The sequence below is a fragment of the Nonomuraea sp. NPDC001699 genome (genome assembly GCF_053596455.1).
In genome coordinates, this window is record NZ_JBSFGF010000008.1 from 420488 (window position 1) to 441336 (window position 20849).

Genomic DNA, 20849 nt, shown 5'->3' on the forward strand with positions numbered 1-20849 from the left:
GGCGCCGAGCTCGCGGCTGACCGCCGGCCTGTGATCCGATGAACGCTCCCCTGCCTGTCGGCGGGCGCCCGGCGCCACTGTGGAGGCAGGAGCGATGACATGTGGCGACTGCGCGACGACTCCCCCGACCCGGCCGCACCTCGCGTGCTGATCCGGGTGCAGGGGACGGCGGCCGACGCGCGGTTCACCTTCGCGGCGGTGGGGCTGGAGTCGGCCATGGTGGGGGCGTTCCTGACCATCGCTGGTGGCGAGGCGGTGATGCGCCCGTTCCGGGACACCCTGGGCACCCTGCTGGTGCTCGACGTGCGGCCGTACCACGAGCGGCTCGTGGCTGAGGGCGCGGAAATCGCAGGGCGTGCCGACCGGAGCCGGTTTCAACGCCCGGCACCCCGACGGGACGCGGTGGAGTACGTCCGTCACCGTCCCACCCAGAACTGACGAGCAGCACGCTTTGGCTCGCGGCCCTGGACGAGGTGACCTTTGCTGCGGAGGGCGCGGAGCCGGCTGAGCGCCCCCAGACGCGATCACGACCGCACCCGCGCGGTTCATGTCGTACCTCGCGGACGGCTTGGCCGCCATCAGGCGGTCATCAACAAGCGGCTCAACCGAGTACCGCAAGTCGGCCTACGGTGTCAGCGAGCTGCCGCCTCGGTCGAGGAGATCGCCGACCGGCTGCACGAGTACCTCGACGACGACGTCACCTACGCTCCCTACGTCACCCTCCCGGGCACCCCCTTCTGGCGTGGTGCCGGCCGGAGAGCGAAGAGCGCCTGCCTGGGCTGGTCGGTTCGGTACGCCGTTCATTCCGTCGGACTACAGGGTCGCGATGACCAGCCCGAGCAGGAAGAGGCTCGCCAGCGCGAGAACCACGGAGAGTCGCATGAGTCAACCTTAGGTTGACGCTGCATCAACGTCAACCTAAGGTTGACGAACGTGGAGAGCCATGCCTGTTCGGCGCCTTCGTGGTGGTCACGGTCGGGCAGCAGCAGGACCACGCTCTGGCCGTAGATGTGGGTCGCCTGCTCAAACGGCGTCCTGCCGCAGAAGTGGTCGGGATTGCCGGCCTGATCGCGGCTGTCGGGTCAGTTCTCGGCGAGACGTGCCTTCTTGACCTTGTTGCCGCAGGTGTTCATGGAGCACCAACGGCGGTTGGCTCCGCGGCTGGTGTCGAGGAAGAGTCCCGCACATCCGGGGCCTTCGCAGTTCTTGATGCGGCTGCGGTCGGGGCCCCCGAGGACGTGGATGGCATCTGTGGCCAGGACCCCGAGGGCGTCACCGACAGGCGTCGCCGCGGTCAGGCGCCATCCTGCGCGATCGCGTTCGAGCGCGGCCTTCGCGTGCCCGGCGGCCGCGACCGTGTTGAGAGTGCGGACATCCTCCGAATCGGGCCGTTCACCTGCGGCGATCGCCGACCCGATCCGGTAGATCACCTCGCGCAGCTCGACGGCGTCCTTCAGATCGGCCGGCGACACGTCCGTGGCGTCGAGCCCTGTCGCCTGCAGCCACATCTTCAGTCGGGCAGGGTCGGTCAGCCGCTCGCGCGGCGCCATGCCGGCTCGATCGCTGACGGTGGCGGTGAACCGGAACGCCAGGACCTCGTTGTCCATGCGGAACACACGACGTGCGTCCTCGGTCATGCCAACCTCCGCAGTGAGCGACGACACCTTCGAACCGTCTTAGCCGGTTCGACACGATGGTACCCCTATGACATCGTGGAACCACCTTAGACGGTTCACAGAGAGGGTTCTCCTCATGAGCGACATCGCGGTCATCGGTCTGGGCGCAATGGGACGGCCCATCGCACGCAACCTCTTGAGAGCCGGGTACGACGTCATGGTGTGGAACCGCTCCGACAGGCCCGCGGACGAGCTCGTCGCGGCGGGTGCCCGGCGAGCCGCCTCGGTCGCCGAGGCCATGCACTCGCCGGTGGTCTTCTCGGTCCTGGCCGATGACCGGGCCGTCGCCGAGACGTTCATCGACTCCGGCGTTCTCGCCCGGGCCCCGGGCGGGACCGTTCACGTCAACCTCGCGACGGTGAGCGCCGGCCTGGCCCGCCGGGCCGGCGCGGCGCACGCCGAGCACGGTGTCGGGTACGTCGCGGCACCGGTCTTCGGCCGTGTTCCGGTCGCCGAAGCCGGAGCGCTCAACATCCTCGCGGCGGGCGAGCAGGGGCTGATCGACCGCGTGCAGCCGCTCTTCGACGTGATCGGCTCGCGGACCTGGCGACTCGGCGACCGTCCGGAGCAGGCCAACGTCGTGAAGATCCTCGGGAACTACCTGATCGCCTGCGCGATCCAGTCCCTGGGCGAGGCCGTCAGTCTCGCGGAAGGCGCCGGTGTCGACTCGGGGCGGTTCGTCGAACTGCTGACCTCGACCCTCTTCCCGGGAGCCGTCTACACGGGCTACGGGTCGATGATCGCCGAACGGCGCTACCAGCCACCCGGATTCACTGCGGTCCTGGGCCGCAAGGACCTGCACCTCGCGCTCGATGCCGCGAACGACCACGACGTTCCGCTCCCGATCGGTGAACTCCTGCGGACTGTCTTCGACCAGGCCATCGCCGACGGTCACGGGGCGGACGACTGGGCGGTCATCGCGGAACGGCAGCCGCGGTGACCGCCGTGGAGGCGGCCGGGCGATCACGCCACGAGGCAGCTCTTGGCGTTCCGCGAAGTCTTCCGAAGCCGACCACCAGGCCTTCTGACGCGGGCCCGGTGAACCGCGCGGCTCACCGGGAACGGGTCATGGGCTGGTGATGACGCCGCGGGGGCCAGGTCGAACCTTCCCTCGACGATGACGTTGTCGCCCACGTTGAGCCCGTCCCCGACGCAGCGGGGGTTGACGGTCGCGATTGCAGGTGGTCGCGGTCCTCCAGGAGGATCGCGCCGCTGGTGTTGTCGTAGGTGGCGTCGGCCTGCCCGGTGGCGGTCAGGACGTCGGCCGTGACGTCCAGGGTGGCGCCCAGCGGGCCCGCGCAGGTGGCGCCCACGGGGGCGAAGGAGATGCCGGTGATGGAGATGACCCCCGCACCGGGCAGGCCCGTGCCACCCTCCTTTTCAGCCTCGACCGCCCTCCTCCGACGTGGTCGATGCCGAGGCGGGGCCGTTCGGGCGGTTCCCCCCGTTCGGCCTCGCCAGGAAGGCGCGGGGCTCAAGGCGCGGGGCTCAAGGCGAGAGGTTGTCGAGAGCGACCGAGTAGACGACCCGCTGATCTTCGCCTTCGGTCAGCCCCCACAGCTCGCCCCCGGTGCCCGAGTACCACAGCGACAGGTCCTCCGGCCGGTAGCCCCAGTTCGTACGGGCCGTCATCGTCATGGAGGCCAGGTCCACCGACGCGAAACGCCTGGAGTACGGGACGTTGACGAACTTGCCGGCGCTCATGTTGACGTAGAGCCGGCCGTCGTGGAGCTGGACGCCCTGGACGTCGCTGATGGCGTGGGTCTCCGCCGTCGTGGGCGTGGTGGACTCCCAGGCCGCCGTCGGGGTCAGGCCGAGCCGGTAGTCGCCGGTCTCGGCCGAGCGGAAGGCGTAGCGCGCGATCCGGGTGCCGTTCAGCGGCTGGGGCTGGCCGTTCAGCCATGTGGCCCGGTAGTCGCCCACCACGAGGGCCTGCCGGCCGGTGCTCGTCCGGTCCAGCGAGATGTAGTCGAAGTCCAGGTCGGGGCTGACGAAGTTGGCCACCTCCGGCATGACGTACTGGTAGTCGTCGAGCTTGGTCTGATGGCGGTAGATCCGGCGGGTGTCGAACACGCGGATGGCGCTGCGCTTGGCGCTCGGGGCGCCGGTGCCGTCGGGCCAGCCGGGGGTGGTGGCCATGAACAGGTAGGGGCCGCTCCAGGCCAGGCCGCCGCCGTGCCCGTAGATCCGGCTCAGGGTCCCGTCCGGACGGACCCAGACCGGCAGGACGGTCCGGTAACGCATGTCGTTCAGGTTCACCACCGACAGCCGCACCGAGTTGGCCAGCGAGTGGGTGGGCGGGTTCTGCCAGGACCAGCTCGTGATCAGCGCGTCCTTCGAGGTGGGCACCGGAGCGGCGTCGTTCCTCGCCTCACCGGAGGTGGCCAGGCCCTGCGGCACCCAGGCCGTCTCGCCCGTCAGGCCCTGCAGCTTGGCGTCCCAGCAGAACGCCCTGCCGACGCCGCCCGTCGTCGGCCCGAAGGACTGCATGCGCGAGGCGCAGGCCGGGTCGTCGGCGGGCGTCGGGAGCTGGGTCCGATCGTCGCCGCTGAGCACCTGGTCCAGGGTGGTCAGTGCGAACGCGTCCTCCATGGGCTGGGTGTACGGCTCGGCCCCGACCGTGAGCGACAGCCCGGTGAGCGCGTCGCCGGTCAGGCGCTTGAGCGGCGCCACCACCTGGGCCGCCGCGGCGGCTTCTGTGGCCGCGGACGCAGGGGCCGCGGTGGTGGGGGTCGCCGGCGCGGTGCTCATGACGGTGGCCGTCATCGCCAGCGCGATCAACATCTTTCCCAACGGAATCCTCTTCTCGCTGTGATCGTCAGGCGTCGCAGGACGCCTTCTGGGTGGGCCAGGCCCGCCGGCACCACCGGGTGTTCACGCCGGGCCGGGCGTCACGGGCGACGCGGACGCGCAGGGTGCCCGCCTCGTCGTAGAGGGCGGCCTTGCCGTACCGGTAGGCCAGGATCCTGGCGCCGTCGAACGTCCACCATTGCCCGCTGTCGCCCGGCGCGCAGGGGGTCAGGAGCGCGTCCTGGTTCTTGGGCCCCCGGGCGGTCAGGCATCGGCGGTCGTACCTCTCGTGGTCATTCCGGATCATGAATGTCCCGGGCACCCCTGTGGCCCGGGAGATGTCCTCGACGTGCCAGAGCTGCCACCCGTCCTCGGGCTTGCCGGCCTCCCGGTTGCAGGCCAGGGAGCGGACGTCGTCGCCGTTGTTGGCGTCCAGGCAGTCGCCGGTGCCCGCGTTGACGAACCTGACGACGCCGGTGCCGCCCGCCGCCGGAGAGGCGGTTCCGGCGGGCACCGGCGTGAGCAGCGACAGGGTCAGGGCGACGAGCAGGCGCATGGATCTCCTCGGCTTCTCGGCGGCGTGGCAGGTCCCCAGTCTCGGCGTGGCGATCATTGTCCGGAAGCCCGTTTCGGGCCCTGGACAAACTTGATCAAATCGGGGTGAAGACGTATTTTGCGCTGGTTTGTGGTTCTCATGGGACCTAGGGGGAGCGCATGGGACGTCGTGAACAGGTCGTGGATCCGATGGACGGCCCGGTCGCCGCTTTCGCGGTCGAGCTGCGCAAGTTACGGGAGCAGGCGGGGTCCCCGTCCTACCGGGTGATGGCCGCGCGGGCCCGCTTCGCCGCCTCCACACTGGCGCAGGCCGCCGCCGGGGAGAGGCTGCCGACTCTGCCGGTCACGTTGGCCTACGTCCGCGCCTGTGGCGGCGACGAGCGGGAATGGCGGGTCCGCTGGGAGGAGACCCTGGCCGCCGATCGGGAGTGGGCATCCGTGGCCGCCGCGTGCGAGCGGGCGCCGTACCGGGGGCTGGCCGGCTTCGAGGAGGCCGACCGGGCCTACTTCTTCGGCCGGTCCTCGCTGGTGGAGCGGCTGGCCGGCATGGTCAAGGCGCACCGGATGGTGATGGTGGTCGGCCCGTCGGGCTCCGGCAAGTCCTCGCTGCTGCGCGCCGGGCTGGTGCCGGCGCTGCGGCCGCGCGCGGCGCGCGTCGTCACGCCGGGCGTCCATCCGGCCCTGCCCGCCGCCGCCGCGGGGGAGCTGGTCGTGGTCGACCAGTTCGAGGAGGTGTTCACGCTGTGCGAGGACCCCGGCGAGCGTGGGGCGTTCATCGACGCGCTGGTGGCCGCCGAGGGCGGGGTCGTGCTCTCCGTACGCGCGGACTTCTTCGGACGGTGCGCCGACCATCCCCGGCTGATCGAGGCCGTCGAGGACGCCACCGTCCTGGTGGGCCCGATGAGCCCGGCCGAGCTGCGCCAGTCGATCGTCAAGCCCGCGGCCACCGCCGGCCTGATCGTGCAGCGCGAACTGACGGCCCGGATCCTGGAGGAGGTCACCGGGCAGCCCGGCGGCCTGCCGCTGATGTCGCACGCCCTGCTGGAGACCTGGAAACGCCACCACGGCAAGGCGCTGACGCTGGCCGCGTACGAAGCCGCGGGCGGCATCGCGGGCGCGGTCGCCCGCACCTCCGAGGAGCTTTACGCCGGCCTGACCCCGGCCCAGCAGGACAGGCTGCGCCACCTGCTGCTGCGGCTGGTCATGCCCGGCGAGGCGGGCGCGCAGCCCACCCGCCGCCCGGTACGGCGCTCGGAGCTGCTGACCGGCGACCCCGACGACCCGGGCCCCGTCCTGCTCGAGCGCCTGACCGCCGCCCGCCTCGTCACCCAGGACGGCGACACGGTCAACCTGGCCCACGAGGCCCTGCTGACCGCCTGGCCCCGGCTGCGCGCCTGGGCCGAGGAGGACCGCGAACGCCTGAGAGTGCACCGGCGGCTCACCGAGGCGGCCGACACGTGGGAGGAGCACGGCCGCGACCCCGGCGCCCTCTACCGGGGGCTGCGCCTTGAGCTGGCCCGCGAACACCTCACGGCCCGGACCCTCACCCCGGCCGAACGCGCCTTCCTGTCCGCCAGCGACGGCGAGCGCAGGAAGGGCAGGCGGCGCACCGCGGTCCTGGCCGTCCTGGCAGTGTTCCTGCTGGTCACGACGTCCCTCATCTGGCAGCGGAGCCTGGTGAACGGCCAGCAGAAGCGGGAGCTGCACGCCCGCGGCATCGCCGGGACGGCCGAGACCCTGCCCCTGTCGGAACCGTCCCTGGCCATGCGGCTCAGCCTGGCCGCCTGGAAGCTGGCCGACCTCCCCGAGACCCGCGCGGCCCTCCGCGCGGCGAGCCTCCAGCCGCAGCAGGACGTCTTCGCCGACCAGGACACCTCCCCGGACACCCGGCGGAGCCTGAGCGCCGACGGCCGCTGGCTGATCAGCGCCACCGCCACCCGGGTCACCCGCTGGGACCTGCGCACCCACCAGCCCCAGGTCACCGTCGCGCCGGTCCACTCCGGCGCGGCGGCGCCGCCGCTCGTGTGCAGACCCGGCGAACCGCTGCGCGTGCCCGACCCCGCGACCGGCCGCCTCGCCGCCCCCGCCTGGGCTCCCACCCCGACCGCCGAGCAGTGCCGCGAGGGACGCCTGCGCCTCTCCCCGGACGGACGGACGCTGCTCATGGCCACCCCCGCCCTGGTCAGGGTGTGGGACGTGGCCTCGGGAACGGAGGCCGCCGCACTCAGCGCGCCGGGCGTGCGCGAGATCGGCTTCAGCGCCGACGGCGCCTTCGTCGCGACCGCCGGCGAGGACGAGCTCCAGGTGCGCGCCACGAACCACCTCCAAGGAGTGCTCCTGCGGCACCCGCTCCACGGCGACGTGGTCGACGACCTCTGGATCGGCCCCGACGCCGGGGAGATCCGCTACCTGACCGGCCCGACCGTGCAGACCCTGCGCGTCGGCTCGGCCTTCACCCGCGACTGGCGCGAGGAGAGGGCGACCTCCGCCGCCTTCAGCCCGGACGGCAGGAGCCTGCTCCTCACGTACCGGGACCGTGTCGAGCTGCGCGACGCGAGGACCGGACAAGAGCTGCCCGGTCCGCCCCGGCCCTCCTGCCCGACGCCGTGCTGGATGCAGGCCGCCTTCAGCCCCGACGGCCGGATCCTCGCCTACGGCGACGCCTACGCCGCCTCCTTCACCGCGACGCTGTGGGACCTGGCCGGCCGGCGGATCACCGGCCAGTCGCCGCCCTTCCGCCACGGCGGGCCGCTCGCCTTCGCCCAGAACGGCGAGCTGCTGCTCATCAGCGGCGCCTCGGTCGGGCAGGAGGCGCTCACGAGCTGGAACACGCGCACCGGCGCCGTCACCACGACCCCCGGCGTCACCGGCAGCCGGATCGCCGTCGCCCCGCGGGGCGAACGCCTGCTGACCGACCAGGGCGACGTCGCCTCGCTCCCGCCGCTGCGGCGGGCCGGCGGCGGCCCCGGCCCTGGCCCCGCGGAGGCGCTGGCCTTCAGCCCCGACGGCCGGTTCCTCGCCACCGGCGACACCAGAGGACGAACCGCCCTCTGGGACGGCGACCTCCGCCGCAACCTGGGCACGCTGCCCCCCACCGCCCCCGGAGCCGTGACCGCGCTGGCCTTCTCTTCGGACGCCGGCTTGCTCGCCGTCGGCACGGAGGGAGGCGTCGTCCAACTGTGGGACACCGCCGGCCGCCGGCCTGTCGGCCCGCCCCTCGCCACGCCGGGCGGCGCGGTCCTCGCGCTGTCCCTCAGCGGCGACGCGCTGTCGGTGGCCGGCAAACACCTGCCCGTCCAGCGCTACGACCTCAGCGCCGCCGGGGCTGCGAGCACCGTATGCCGGCGGGTCGGCCGCGGGCTCGATCGGGAGGAATGGGCGAGGTACTTCCCGGACTTCCCCTACCAGCCGACCTGCGGACCGCAGGATCGCTGACAGGCTTGGGAACGGCCCAGCCTCGGGTGCCGTTGAGGCCTGGTGCTAGCGCCAGGATCTCCGCGGCTCTGGCCGCCGTCTCGTAGAGCATCCGCCACAGCGCAGCTCCCTCGCCATAGTCGAAGACCTCACTCATCGTCGGTGTTCCCCAGTCCCGCGTCGTTCCGGTTCGGCCCTCCGCTCCCGAAGCTGACCCCAGCTCCGAATTAGCTGTGTGGGTGATCACGATTGCGGTTCGTGGTCGTCGCGGGCGAGTGAACGAGGCCGGTTGGCCGGAGCCTGTGCTTGATCGTGTTCGTGTCGGAGACGGTCAGGTGGAGGGCGGCTTCGGGTACGTCGGGAGTGGGAGCCGGAGGAGCTGATCGCGGCGTGGACGCTGCTCGACGGCGACTGGGAGCTGGTGGGCACCTGGAAGATCGCCCATGACGGAGTCGAGTTCACCGGCGCTGCCAGCGTGAAGGTGATCCGACACCGCTACCGGGGGCACGGAATCCCCACCCCCTGGACCCGGCACCGGCAGCCGCTTGAGGCGGCTGGCCAACGGCATCGACCCGTGGAGCGCCGGGTGCGTGGAGACGCGCACGCCGGGCGCGGCGGGCGTGCCGGGGAAACCCACCGTGAGCAATCACGGCGGGGCGCCCCGGTCCGACCCGGCAACGGCGTTGATCGTGTTGTGACTTGCCTGGTCGATGCTGGGCGGACATGACACACTCCCCGATGCACATCGACGAACTGGTCGACGGGTACAGCTACCTCGTCATACAGCGGGTTGCCGTACCTGGACAGGACGACGGTGGCGCGGCAGGCGTGCAGGCCATTACCGGCTCACGTGTGACAGACGACCTTGGTGAGCAGCGTGCCAGGAGGCAGGCCGCCGATCAGGTCGTCGACGAAGCGCCGCCACTCCAGCGCCCGTGCTTCCTCCACGTCGGCCCGCAGTCCGCGATCGCCGCGTTCGTGCCAGCGCCCGCCTTCGACGAGACAGGCCGGATGCCAGCCCGTCCGCAGCAGGTACTCCTCGCGGGTGAATCCGCCGATCTGGATCTCGTCGAGCGAGTCGCGGTGCTCGGCGGCCTGGTAGGCGTCCCAGGCGCGCCCCGCTGCTTCGGCCGACTCCCGCTCCATGGCGGCGAAGTCGATCTCCTCGACCACCGACTGCGCGCCGTACAGCACCTCACCGGGCCTGCCTCGACGCCAGAGCCGCGCGTGGTCGCGGATGTCGGGCCAGCCGGCGTAGGCGGCCTCGTCGAGGACGACCGCGCCACCCGGCCTGGTCCGTAGCGGCCACCACTCGCTGTTGACAAACCAGTAGTCCCAGCGCGCCAACGGGTTCTCGTGGGAGTAGAAGTACCAGCCGCGCTCGTCCTTGTCGATCTCGTCGCGCTCGCCGAGGAACTCGTCGAAGGTGCTGCGCACGTACGCGGCGATCGCGGCCTCGTCCGCGTCGGGCCCCAGGCGCCCGGCCCACATGCCCTGCACGAATCCGTCCTGGAGGTCGTCCTCGGTGATGTAGCGGCGGAAGGCGCCCACCCGGGTGCGTTTCGCATACGGCGCGAGCTGCCGCCCGACCTCGGGCCCGATGACGAGCACTTCGAACTTCACGTGATCATTATGGCGTCGAGAATTCGGGGCCGGAATTGCGATTCGGGCCCTTTGATGCAGGCCGTCCTGCGCGATCGCCTTCGACGAAGCTCTGCCGCGACCCAGCGGCCCCAAAGCGGATCCATAGCGAGGCCGCGCATACTCGTGGTCGCGCACAGCCGAACAGGGGGCCGTCGACGCTCACCCCGACTCAGCCAAGGTGCCGACGGGCGGGCTGCCGATTGTCCGAACGGCGAAAGGGGCTACCAGACAATCGGCGGGATGCTGAGACTGAGGGCCTGCCGGCGACCTGACGACGTGGGGGATGTCGATATGGGCGCCGACAGGCGAAGGCTGTGAACTGCCTGTTCCTGCTCAGGCTGGAACAGCAGGACAGGCGGCGGCCCAGCGTCATGCACTGGATCGCGTGCCCATCCCGGGCACGGGCGGAGATCACACATCGAGAGTGACGAAAGGTGACGGCATGACCAAGACGACGCTCAAACTGGCCGCGATCGGGCTGCTGACCGCGGCGGGGCTCGGCCTGGCCGCCGGCCCGGCAGCCGCCAAGGAGGAACCCTGGCCCAGCAGCGGCGGGATCGCCCCCATGGGCGAGGAAGCCTGGCCCGGCAAGGGCGGGATCGCCCCGAAGGGGGACTACTACCCCGGCGGCGGCACGGTCGCCCCGATGAAGGAGGACTTCTACCCCGGCACCGGCGGCTGAGGCCCGTGCTGGATTTCCGGCCCGGAGCGTGAGCAAGGCCAGGCTTCCACCTCTGCCAAGGTGTGAGCCTGGCCTGCATGGGCCTGAGCGGCCCCCTGTCTGAGACTTGTCCCGGGCAAGGTACACCCGCGGCGACCGGATGTACCTTGACATCGGCGTGGCGGGCGCCTGCCACGCTCGCGAGTTCGGCGGCTGGGTGATGTGTTCGTGGGGAACCACCAGGATGGCGGGCGCGGGCCCGCCTGGACGTACCGTCAGTTTGCAGGCCAATGCGGCCGCAGAGCTGCCGGGCCTTGTCGCTGGCGTTCATCAACAGCCTGGTCGCGGCGTAGCGTCAGCAGCCTTGGTCATGTGGTGATTCGTCCCAAGGTGTTCGTTCCTCGCCGGCACCGCCAACGACTCCTGCGAGTCCCTACGCGTCCGCGCGCGGACGCGTAGGCGCCAGATCGACGTCATGAGGGATCCCGGCCCGGCACATCGGGCACCAGGGCCGCCCCGATCGGGGGTTCAGGTCGGAGCCGCCGGCTCCGATGAAGGGGGCCGTTCGCCGAGCTGTGAACGGCCCCCTCCGTCACCTCGAACGTCGCTCGCTTACCCCGAGTGACCAGGCCCCAGGCCCACCCCGGTCAGAGCGCGAAGTCCACGGCGAACCTCTGGTACACCTGCTCCTTGGCCGTCTTCGCCTTGGGCGAGTAGGCGGCGTAGAAGGACTTGCCGCATTCCAGGTCCTTCAGCGCCGTCTTGATCTCCTTCTCCAGGTACGGCTTGGCCTGCTCCGGCTTCAGCGGCGGAATCAGGGCCAGGGTGCGGCCCTCGGGCGCCTTCGGCAGCGAGCCCTTGTACAGTTTCCTGGCGACCTGCGTGGCCTGCTTCACGAACGCCGACCGACCGCGTTCGGCCAGGACCGAAGGCCTGGTGTCGCTGATGCCCAGGCACGCGCCGAACCGCTTGCCGAGCCGCGCGAGCCGCTCGTCCTTGTCGAGAGCGGCCACGGACTTGTCCAGTGCCGCGTTGAGCTGGGTGAGGTAGTCGCCCCGCTGCGAGGTGACGGTGAGGCCCAGGTGCTTCTCGGCCGCCTCGGCGAAGCAGGCGTCGTCGGCCGCGCGCCACTTCTTGAGCTCGTCCGCCGGCATCGCCATCAGGTTCTTGTTGTTCACGCTTTCCCCGGACACCGGGTTGACCGCCGGGTCACCCGGATAGACCAGCCTGGACCAGACGCCGAACCCGTACTTGGCCCGGTACGCGCGCAGCGCCTCATGGTCGCCGGCCAGCCGCTCTAGCTCTCCCGGCTGCCACTTGCGCTTGACGATCGGCTCGGCCAGGTAGGTGAGCCCCTTCTCCTGCATGCAGGCCACCCTGGTCTGCTCCATGGCGGCCTTCTTCTCGTAGGCGGCCTGCGTCTCCGGTGAGGGGAGAGCGCTGAACGTACCGATGAGCAGGGTGGCTGCGACAGCCTTCGCTGCGATCAACATGGTTTGCTCCTTTATTTGGGCATGCGAAACAGAACTTCCGGCCGAAAGGCCGGATCGGGGGAAAGTCTCAGCAGGGGATCTGCACGCGGGACGCGTTCGGCGACACCTCGGGCAGACCGGGGACGACATCGACGGCGAGCACCGCGGTGCCGTTCACCTTGCCCTTCCGCTCGATGACCTCGCCGAAGGGCATTTTCGCCTTTCTGTCCGCGGTGTTCACCGTGCGCTCGCCCAGGTAGCGATAGGTGCGCTTGTCGAAGATCAGGTCCGAGCGCCTGCCGTCGCCCTGGTCCATCCCGACGGCCAGGCCGGGCCGACCGGCGACGTCCACGGCGTCGGGGATGAGCACGATGCCGTCCAGCCCCGCGGCCACCTGGTAGAGCGCGGCGCTCAGACTGGGGCGAACCACCGACTCGGTGACCAGGCCCTGGAGGGAGGACCACATGCGCAGCGGATCCGGGCCCATGTCGGCCACGATCTTCGCGCGCACCTGCGCGGGGTCCGTGGGCCAGCTGCGCAGCCGGGCGTAGGCCGGTTGGCCGGGGCAGGCCGCGGGTTCGTACACGGTGTCCTCGACGCCGTGGTCCCAGCGGTTGCGGGGCGCCGGTCCCGTGGCCGACACGGACTGCTCGCGGCTCAGCCAGGGCTTGCCGACGTCAGCGGCCTCCCAGCGTTCCTCGTTGACCATCACCTTCGTGTACTGCCGCGTGCCGGCCTCGTCCGGCGCGAACAGGCTGCGCTGGGCCAGCATTCTGGTGTGCACGTACTGGCCGGAGGCCGGCACCGTGTCCGGCTGCTCGGCGGCGGCCCGCGCGGCCAGCTTGAGCAGCGTCTGAGCGTCGGCGGGCGGCGCGGCGAGCGGGTTGCCCGGGTCGGTGCCGCCCAGGCCCACCTGGGCGGCGAGGATGCCAACGGTGAGCGCCGCTGCCATGGCGCCGGCCAGGGCGACTCGCCTGGTACGCAGGAAGGCGCCGGGACGGGCGAGCACCCCACGGCCACGCGGTCGGGCGAGCACTCCCCGTCCGCCGGGACGGGCGATCGTGGACATCAGGGCAGCCCGGGCCGCCGCCAGGTCGTGCGCGCTCGGCTCGGGCTCATCGGCCCACAGGCGGCCGAGGTCCTCCATCTCATTCATGGTCCGTCCCTTCCAGAGCCTGCCGGATCTTCCTGCGCGCCCGGTTGAGCCGGGAGCGGACAGTCCCGACCGGGACGTCCAGCGCCTCGGCCACCGCCTCGTACGTCAGCCCCGCCCACGCCACCAGCAGCAGCGTGTCCCGGTCGCCGGCGCCTAACCCGGCCAGGGCCGCCACCAGCGGCTTGTTCACCGCGAGCGTGTTCACGCTGTCCTCCACCAGCCCGCCGCCGATCTCCGCCGGATGTACGCCACCACGCACGTACGCCCGGTAACGGGCCTCCTCACGCCTGCGCCTCTTGCCGATCACGTTCGAGGCGATGCCGTACAACCAGGGCCGGGCGTCGTCCTGGCAGGACCGGTAGCGGTGCCGGTGCTCGAACGCCGCCAGGAACGTCTCGGACACCACGTCCTCGGCCGCTCCCGGACCGAGCCTGCGCGCCGCGTAACGGTGCAGGGCGGGAGCATGCCGGTCGAACAGCGCGGCGAATGCCTGCGGCTCCCGCAGGGAGCGGTGGATCAGGTCGCTGTCGGCGGCCTCGGCTGTCGCCGGTTCGGCCATGAACGGGTCAGCTCCTTATCGCGGGTGCGGGCAGATTCACCTGTTCTTACCGCTGCCCCGCCGAAAGGTTCACACCGGCGCCCTGCGATTTCTGCCGCGGCAGCGGCTCTGCGTCTGCCCTCTACAACAAATTCCTCGCGGTAGTCGGGGGCCTGTGGGAAGGTCCCGACAGGCAGGCAGGCCTCGCGCTCATGCGGCGTCTGAAGTCCCCTTGTGTCCTGTGATTGGACTCGTGTCGCTCTCTGTTGAGGAGCACGAACCAAGCACCGCAGCTGGACCGGGTCGCCGATCAGCACCACCTTGGTGACGGTGCGTCTGGCCTCGCTCAGCAGGGCGGCCAGTTGCCGGTCATCGACGATCGCGCCTTCGTCGACCACTCGGACGTTCACGCCGTCCGGGCCGGGGCCGCCGGCGACCACCAGGCCGCGGCTCTCCCACGCCGAACGCTCGACGGCGAGAGGCGCACAGCCTGGGGCCGTCGACAAACGGTGACATTCGGCGGACGACGCGCTCATATTTGGCGCCAATGGTGGTTCGTCATGGACGAACCACGCACCATCCCTCCCCGGCCCCGAGACAGGCTGTACGCCGCGGCCACGCTGGTGCTCGCCGTGCTGCTGCTGCCGCCAGCCTTCGTTCGCCATCCAGGCCGCGCCCGCGAACTGGCCTGCCGCTGGGCGTTGCGGATGCGATTCCCCGCCGAGAACCTCGCCGGGCTCACCGACGGCGCGATGGCCGCGTTCACCGCGGCACGCACCGAGGCGCTGTGGCGTCACGGCCAGCTCATCGGCGTCACCTCCGGATACCGCGACCCCGTCGTCCAGCAGCGGATGTTCGACGACGAGGTGCGCCGCTCCGGCTCTCCGTTCCTGGCCCGCATGCTCGTGCTGCCACCGGCCGAGTCCAGCCACGTCAAGGGCATCGCCCTGGACGTGCGCCCGCACGAAGGCGCTCGCTGGCTGGAGGAACACGGCGCCCGCTACGACCTCTACCGCCTGTACGACAACGAGTGGTGGCATTTCGAGCACCGCCCGGACAGGCGGGGCATACCGCCGCGACGGCTCCCCCACCCCGGCGTGCACCACCTCTTTGAGAAGGGGTAGCGATCCATGTCCGGTTCTCTGGGGCGGCGGCTGCGCGCGGCGCGCGAGATGGCGTTCGTGGGGCGGGAGGAGGAGCTCGCGGTTTTCGCCACGGCGCTGTACAGCGGCGCCCGCAGCGTCCTGTACGTGCACGGTCCGGGCGGCATCGGGAAGTCGGCCCTGCTGCGGCGCTTCGCCGACGAGGCCGAGACGGCGGGGCGGCCCGTGTCCATGCTGGACGAGCGCCTGATGGACCCGGCGGCCTGCCAGGACGACGCGGTGCTGCTGTTCGACGGTTTCGACCGCGTGCAGAGCCTGGAGGGGTGGCTGCGTGAACGGTTCCTGCCGCGGGTGCCCGCGGGGGCGCTGGTGGTGATCGCGGGACGGAACCCGCCGGATGTGCGCTGGCAGGCGGACCCGGCATGGGCGGGGTCGCTGGAGGTGCTGCCGCTGCGCGATCTGCGGGCCGCGGACGCGCACACCCTGCTGGACGCCGCCGGCGTGCCGGCCGAGGTGCGCGAGCCGCTGCTCGCCTTCGCCGGCGGTCACCCGCTGGCGCTGCTCCTGGGGGCGGCCGTGGCGGCGAAGGACGGCGGGCGATGGAGGCCTGATCAGGACCTGGTGGCCGAGTTGCTGGATCAGCTGGTGGGCGAGCTGCCCTCGGCCGCGCACCGGCGTGCCCTGGAGATCTGCGCGCACGCGTACACGACGACGGAGGACCTGCTGCGGGTGGCCTTCCCCGAGGACGCGGGGACGCTGTTCCGCTGGCTGCGGCGGTTGCCGTTCGTCGAATCGAGCGGTCTCGGGCTGTTCCCGCACGGCGTGGTCCGGCGGCTGCTGGAGGCGGACCTGCGCTGGCGGGACCCCGAGGCGTACACGGTGATGCACGAGCGCGTGCACGCGCGCGTGGCGGACAGGGTGCGTACGGCGAGCGACGCGGACGTGCCCGGCGCGGTGGCGGCACTGCTCCATCTCCACCACGGGCCGCCTACCGGCGACGGCGAGTTCCAGGAAGGGGCCTTGCCACAGGCGGAGGCCGGCATCCTGGTACAGGCAGCGGCATTCTGGGTGGAGCGTCAGCCGGAAGCGTTCCGCCTCTATCGAAGCGCCGAGACGGGCGAGCCGGTGGCTCTCTCCGCGTGGCTGCGGTTGACGGAGCTCGATGAGGAGGAGCTGGCGGCCGATCCCGTCGTGGCCGCGGCGTGGGCGCACGCGCGCGCCACCACCCCGCTGCGCGCCGGTGAGCACCTGGCGGTCAGCAGGCAGTGGGTGCTTCCGCCGTACCGCGGTAACTCGGTGTTGCTGGACCTGATCCAGTGGCGAGCGCTCGGCAACTGTCTGCGGGCCGAACGGCTGGCCTGGTCGTACATCGAAGCACGGACGGAGCGGTATCACGGGATGCGTGACATCTCCGGCGGCCTGTTCGTTCACGACTGGCGGGCGGTGCCCGCGCAGGCGTGGCTGGAGCAGATGGTCAGGAGGCCCGCGAGCGGCCCTGGCGCGGCGACGGCGAGACTGGCGGTGCTGTCCAGGGAGGAGTTCGCCGACGCGGTCCGCGGAGCGTTGCGCAGGTTGCCGCGGCCGGACGAGCTGGCCACCTCCCCCCTGACGCGCACCAGGCTGGTCGCCGATGAGCAGAATCCCGCCACGGCACTGGGTGACCTGCTGCGCCAGGCGATCGGCGACCTGAGCGAGGACCCGCGCTCGGTCAAGTTCCACCGGGCGCTGTCCGTCACGTTCCTCTGCGGTACGCCCACGCAGGAGCTGGCCGCGGAACGGCTCGGCATCCCCTTCACCACCTACCGCCGCCACCTGGCGGCCGGCATCGAACGGGTCTGCGCCGACCTGTGGCACCGCGAGCTGTACGGCACCAGCCGTACGTGAATCACTCGGCGAGGGCGAAACCGACCGCCGCCTCGGCGTGCAGCCGGGCGCTCGGCAGCACAGGGATCGGGCTGTGCTTCTCACTGATCAGCAGCTCGATCTCCGTGCAGCCCAGGACGACGCCCTCCGCGCCGTCGTCGGCGAGGTCCTGGATGATCCGCGCGTAGGCGTCCCTGGACGTTTCCCTGATCACCCCGCGCACCAGCTCGTCGAAGATCACGTCGTGGACCAGCTTCCGCTGTTCGCGACGTGGGACGACCACCTCGACGCCGTGGGCGGCCAGCCGATCCAGGTAGAAGGGCTCCTCCATGGTGAACCTGGTGCCGAGCAGGCCGACCTTGCGCATGCCCCTGGCGCGGATCTCGGCGCCCACGGTGTCGGCGATGTGCAGCACCGGCACGCCCACGGCCCGCTCCACGTCGTCGCTCACCCGGCTGAAGGTGTTGCTGCAGACGAGCAGGACGTCGGCGCCGGAATCCTCCAGTCGCCTGCCCGCACCGGTCAGCAACGTGCTCACCTCGTCCCAGCGGTCGGCGAAGATGAGGTCCTCGACCGTCGTGTAGTCGACCGACCAGATGAGGCTGTTGGCGGAATGGCTGCCGCCGAGGTGCTCGCGGGTGCGCTGGTTGATGATCTGGTAGTAGATCACCGTCGATTCCCAGCTCAACCCGCCGATAAGACCGATGGTGCGCATGGAACTCCGTTTCGCCGGCTCGTCGCCGGAAGGCTTGACAGGGGGGCTGGTCATTCGGCAGAACAGAAGCTGTTCAGGCGTCGGCCAGCGCGCGGGCGCAGGCGCCGAGCCCGATCTCGCTTGAGGCCTTGACGAACACCACGTCGCCCGGTTCGAGCAGCGAGCCGGCCAGCTCGGTGGCGCCGGACACGTCCTCGACCGTGTGGACGGCCACGCCCCGGTTCGCGGACTCCGCCGCCCACGCCATCGCGAGCGGATCCCCCTCCCCTACCGCGATCAGCACGTCGAAGCGGAGGTCGGCGACGAGCCGGCCAATCTCGGCGTGCCGGGCGCGCGAGGTGTCCGCCTGCTGCCCCATCGCACCGAGCACGGCGACGGTACGGCGGGCGCCCGCCACCGCCCGCACCGCCCGCAGCCCGGCCTTCATGGACTCGGGGCTGGCGTTGTAGGCGTCGTTGACGATGGTGATGCCGTCACGTCGTTCGACGATCTCCAACCGGCCCGCGGAGCGCCGCCGGGCGGCGTTCAGTCCCTCGGCGATCTCGGCGGCGCCCAGGCCGAGCGCGGTGGCCACGGCGGCGGCGGCCAGCGCGTTGCCCACCTGATGCTCGCCTATGAGGTCGAGCGTGACCGGGGCGCTGCCGTCCGGCGTCACCAGCTCGAACGCGGGCCGCGCGCGGTCGTCCATCCGCACGCCTTCCGCCCGCACCTGTGCTCCCGCCGCCGCGCCGTACAGCAGGACCTTGGCCCTGGTACGGCCGGCCATCCCGACGACGTACGGGTCGTCGGCGTTGAGCAGCGCGAACCCGTCCGCCGGGAGCGCCTCGACCAGCTCGCCTTTGGCCTCGGCTATGTCGGCCGGCCCGGATCCCATGCGCTCCATGTGCGCGCTGCCGACATTGAGCACCAGCCCAAGCCGCGGTGGCGCGAGTCCGGTCAGGTACGTCAGGTCGCCCTTCCTGCTCGCCCCCATCTCCAGCACCAGGTACCGGGTGGCGGCATCGGCGCGCAGCACGGTGAGCGGCAGGCCGAGCTCGTTGTTGAACGACCTGTCCGTGGCGACCGTCTCGGCGTGCCGTTCGAGCACCTGCGCCAGCAGGTCCTTGGTGGTGGTCTTGCCCACGGAGCCGGTCAGACCGATCACGGTCGGACTGATGCGTCCGAGCAGGTGCTTGGCCAGCACGCCGAGCGCGAGCTGTACGTCGTCGACCACGAGGGCGGGCACGCCGACGGGCCGCGAGGCCAGCACGGCGACGGCGCCGCCCGCGACGGCACGGGCCGCGTAGTCGTGGCCGTCGACGCGGGCGCCGACCGTCGCGGCGAACAGGCCGCCGGGCACCACCTCGCGCGAATCGACTGCCGCGGGCGCCGTCACCAGCGCCCGCGGCTCGCGCACGTCGTGCAGGCTCGCGCCGACGACCTGCGCGATCCTCTCCAGCGTCGTGGCGATCACTTGCCGCTCCGGGCGAACGCGAGGTCGATGAGGCGGCGCAGCAGATCCGGGTACGGGACACCGCTCTCGGCCCAGGCCCTGGCGTAGATGGAACGGGCCGTGAAGCCGGGCATGGTGTTGATCTCCAGCACGTACAGGCGTCCCGACTCCTCCTCGTAGAGGAAGTCGACCCTGGCCAGGCCGTAACCGCCGATCGCCTGGAAGGCGCGCAGCGACATCTCGCGCACGTCCTCGGCCACGCGTTCAGGCAGGACGGCGGGGATCGTGGCGATCTCGGCATTGCTGAGGTACTTGGCCTCGTAGTCGAGCCAGTCGCCTGGCACGAGGAGCTCGCCGGGCAGCGACGCCTCCGGGAAGTCATGACCGCCGAGCACGCTGCAGATGAGCTCGCGCGCGGCCACCTCCTGCTCGACGATGACCAACCGGTCGTGGGTCAGCGCCAGCTCCACACCCGCGCGCAGCTCCTCCATCGTGGTGACACGCGAGATGCCGATGGAGGAGCCCAGACCGGACGGTTTCACGTACATCGGCCAGTCGAGCGACTTCACCAGCCCCCAGGAGTCGAGGGTGGCGCGCCATTCGTGCTCGGTGAACCACACACCCGGGGTGACAGGGATGCCCTCCGCCAGGAACGCGCGCCGCATCGCGACCTTGTCCATCGCCACGGCGGAGGCCAGGACGCCGCAACCCACGTACGGGATGCCCAGCGTCTCCAGGTGCCCCTGGACGACGCCGTCCTCGCCGAACGGTCCGTGCAGCACCGGGAAGACCACGTCCACCTGATCGCGTCGCAGCTCCACCGGCCACCTGCCCTGGCGGTCGATGATGACGGGCACGGGCTCGTACAGCTCTTTCGGCAGGGCGTCGAGCACGGCGTGTGCCGACAGCAGCGACACCTCGTGCTCGGCGGACGGCCCGCCGGCCAGCACCGCCACGCGTACGCGTTCTGTCACTATCGATCAGCCTTCCTAGGTGGGACGGTCGCAGGACCTGCCCGCCGAGTGTCGGCATTTCACCTGACCAGTTCCCAGGCCATTCACTGTCCAATTTCCGGCTATGGGCGCATGAGTGGGCCGAAGATGTCCACGCCCATCTCCCAGGCTTGGCGCTGGGAGAGCAGCCGTCCTGCCGCCTGCGGGTGCGCCTGGCTCCACGGTCAGGACGGTGGCTAGTTCGTCGGCGGCCAGGGTGCGGTAGTGGTGGACGAAGCCGATGCGGCTGTAGAGCTGGGGGTAGCGGGCCAGGCGTTTTTCGATGCCGGGCATGCCGATGAGGATCAGCCCGAGGCTGCTGCGGTCGTAGAAGTCGCGGACCTGCTCGATGGCGCGAGTGGTGAGCCGTTCGGACTCATCGATGATGACGAGTTCGGTGTAGAGGCTGGCGCCGTGGAGGTAGGTCTCGCGCTTGGGGTCGTCGATGTCGCGGGCGCGGACCATGGCGTGGCGGTTGGTCAGGTCGGTCAGGTCGGTGAGGGCCCGTCGGGGCGGGGTGTTGATCAGAGGCGTGTAGAGCACGGTGTGCCAGTCGGACCGGTTTGCGCCGGCGTGGAACCAGTCGGCCAGGGCGTGGGGCATCTCTAGCAGCGGGCGTTGTTCTGGCCAGCGCGCGTAGGAGTGGGCCGACAAGGTTTTGCCGACGCCGGCGGGGCCGTAGCACAGGCCGATGTAGCGGGAGGTGCGCACGGTGTCGGCGAACTCGCAGAACCGGCGGTGCTCTTTGGTGGAGATCAGGTTCGGCATTGGCGGGGTGGGGCGTGGTCCGCGCCGCACGGCTTTCCGGTTGGGGTTGGAGCGCGTGGTGGGCACGGGT

18 protein-coding genes are annotated in these 20849 nt (G+C 71.2%); 6 read left to right on the forward strand and 12 right to left on the reverse strand.

Annotation, left to right across the window (positions count from 1 at the left end; all coding sequences use genetic code 11):
• The first annotated feature begins 99 nt into the window (after window positions 1-99).
• Window positions 100-438: a hypothetical protein gene (locus tag ACWCSU_RS26310; protein ID WP_449938317.1), complete on the forward strand. Its 339-nt coding sequence runs from the start codon at window positions 100-102 to the stop codon at window positions 436-438.
• 644 nt (window positions 439-1082) lie between these two features.
• Here ACWCSU_RS26310 and ACWCSU_RS26315 read toward each other — a convergent pair.
• Window positions 1083-1637, reverse strand: a complete 555-nt coding sequence (locus ACWCSU_RS26315) for a CGNR zinc finger domain-containing protein (RefSeq protein ID WP_449938320.1) — start codon at window positions 1635-1637, stop codon at window positions 1083-1085.
• 67 nt (window positions 1638-1704) lie between these two features.
• Here ACWCSU_RS26315 and ACWCSU_RS26320 point away from each other — a divergent pair, with 67 nt between their 5' ends.
• Window positions 1705-2616, forward strand: a complete 912-nt coding sequence (locus ACWCSU_RS26320; protein WP_449938321.1) for an NAD(P)-dependent oxidoreductase — start codon at window positions 1705-1707, stop codon at window positions 2614-2616.
• Window positions 2617-3164: 548 nt separating this feature from the next.
• On the opposite strand, the gene ACWCSU_RS26325 is transcribed toward ACWCSU_RS26320, so the two are convergent.
• Both ACWCSU_RS26325 and ACWCSU_RS26330 read right to left on the reverse strand, forming a co-directional pair.
• Window positions 3165-4469, reverse strand: coding sequence for a hypothetical protein (locus ACWCSU_RS26325; protein WP_449938323.1), 1305 nt, complete (start codon window positions 4467-4469; stop codon window positions 3165-3167).
• 25 nt (window positions 4470-4494) lie between these two features.
• On the reverse strand, window positions 4495-5022 hold the full coding sequence (locus ACWCSU_RS26330; RefSeq protein ID WP_449938324.1) for a ricin-type beta-trefoil lectin domain protein: 528 nt from the start codon (window positions 5020-5022) through the stop codon (window positions 4495-4497).
• Window positions 5023-5180: 158 nt separating this feature from the next.
• Here ACWCSU_RS26330 and ACWCSU_RS26335 point away from each other — a divergent pair, with 158 nt between their 5' ends.
• Complete coding sequence (locus ACWCSU_RS26335; protein ID WP_449938325.1) at window positions 5181-8456, forward strand: NACHT and WD repeat domain-containing protein; 3276 nt, start codon at window positions 5181-5183, stop codon at window positions 8454-8456.
• A gap of 825 nt (window positions 8457-9281) precedes the next feature.
• On the opposite strand, the gene ACWCSU_RS26340 is transcribed toward ACWCSU_RS26335, so the two are convergent.
• Window positions 9282-10058 carry a hypothetical protein gene (locus ACWCSU_RS26340; protein ID WP_449938327.1) on the reverse strand — a complete coding sequence of 259 codons (777 nt, stop codon included), beginning with the start codon at window positions 10056-10058 and terminating at the stop codon, window positions 9282-9284.
• A 463-nt stretch (window positions 10059-10521) separates the two neighbouring features.
• Between ACWCSU_RS26340 and ACWCSU_RS26345 the strand changes: the two genes are divergently transcribed.
• Window positions 10522-10761: a hypothetical protein gene (locus tag ACWCSU_RS26345; RefSeq protein ID WP_449938329.1), complete on the forward strand. Its 240-nt coding sequence runs from the start codon at window positions 10522-10524 to the stop codon at window positions 10759-10761.
• 626 nt (window positions 10762-11387) lie between these two features.
• On the opposite strand, the gene ACWCSU_RS26350 is transcribed toward ACWCSU_RS26345, so the two are convergent.
• The 4 genes from ACWCSU_RS26350 to ACWCSU_RS26365 all read right to left on the reverse strand — a co-directional run bounded on the left by ACWCSU_RS26350 (window position 11388) and on the right by ACWCSU_RS26365 (window position 14571).
• Window positions 11388-12233, reverse strand: coding sequence for a hypothetical protein (locus ACWCSU_RS26350; protein ID WP_449938330.1), 846 nt, complete (start codon window positions 12231-12233; stop codon window positions 11388-11390).
• 67 nt (window positions 12234-12300) lie between these two features.
• Window positions 12301-13368 (reverse strand): CU044_5270 family protein, encoded by a 1068-nt coding sequence (locus ACWCSU_RS26355; protein ID WP_449938332.1) that lies wholly within the window; start codon window positions 13366-13368, stop codon window positions 12301-12303.
• Window positions 13361-13927: an RNA polymerase sigma factor gene (locus ACWCSU_RS26360; RefSeq protein WP_357703826.1), complete on the reverse strand. Its 567-nt coding sequence runs from the start codon at window positions 13925-13927 to the stop codon at window positions 13361-13363. Before ACWCSU_RS26360 ends, ACWCSU_RS26355 begins: the two co-directional genes overlap by 8 nt.
• The gene (locus ACWCSU_RS26365; RefSeq protein WP_449938335.1) at window positions 13885-14571 is read right to left on the reverse strand and encodes an AAA family ATPase; all 687 of its coding nucleotides are present in this window, start codon (window positions 14569-14571) and stop codon (window positions 13885-13887) included. The genes ACWCSU_RS26360 and ACWCSU_RS26365 overlap by 43 nt, the downstream gene beginning before the upstream one ends.
• On the opposite strand from ACWCSU_RS26365, the gene vanY-N reads away from it, so the two are divergent.
• Together vanY-N and ACWCSU_RS26375 are read left to right on the forward strand one after the other, a co-directional pair.
• Window positions 14467-15030, forward strand: a complete 564-nt coding sequence (gene vanY-N / locus ACWCSU_RS26370) for a D,D-peptidase/D,D-carboxypeptidase VanY-N (protein ID WP_357703830.1) — start codon at window positions 14467-14469, stop codon at window positions 15028-15030. The two genes, ACWCSU_RS26365 and vanY-N, sit on opposite strands and share 105 nt — an antisense overlap.
• 6 nt (window positions 15031-15036) lie before the next feature.
• A complete protein-coding gene (locus ACWCSU_RS26375; protein ID WP_449938337.1) occupies window positions 15037-16893 on the forward strand; it encodes a hypothetical protein in 1857 nt (618 codons plus the stop codon).
• A gap of 1 nt (window position 16894) precedes the next feature.
• Here ACWCSU_RS26375 and ACWCSU_RS26380 read toward each other — a convergent pair whose 3' ends face one another.
• From ACWCSU_RS26380 to ACWCSU_RS26395, 4 genes are all read right to left on the reverse strand, one after another.
• The gene (locus ACWCSU_RS26380; RefSeq protein ID WP_357703834.1) at window positions 16895-17587 is read right to left on the reverse strand and encodes an aspartate/glutamate racemase family protein; all 693 of its coding nucleotides are present in this window, start codon (window positions 17585-17587) and stop codon (window positions 16895-16897) included.
• Window positions 17588-17660: 73 nt separating this feature from the next.
• Window positions 17661-19040: a UDP-N-acetylmuramoyl-tripeptide--D-alanyl-D-alanine ligase gene (locus ACWCSU_RS26385; RefSeq protein ID WP_449938338.1), complete on the reverse strand. Its 1380-nt coding sequence runs from the start codon at window positions 19038-19040 to the stop codon at window positions 17661-17663.
• Window positions 19037-19993: a D-alanine--D-alanine ligase family protein gene (locus ACWCSU_RS26390; RefSeq protein WP_449938340.1), complete on the reverse strand. Its 957-nt coding sequence runs from the start codon at window positions 19991-19993 to the stop codon at window positions 19037-19039. Before ACWCSU_RS26390 ends, ACWCSU_RS26385 begins: the two co-directional genes overlap by 4 nt.
• Window positions 19994-20008: 15 nt before the next feature.
• Entirely contained in the window at window positions 20009-20845 is an 837-nt protein-coding gene (locus ACWCSU_RS26395) for an AAA family ATPase (protein WP_449938343.1), read from the reverse strand.
• Between the last annotated feature and the right edge of the window lie 4 nt (window positions 20846-20849).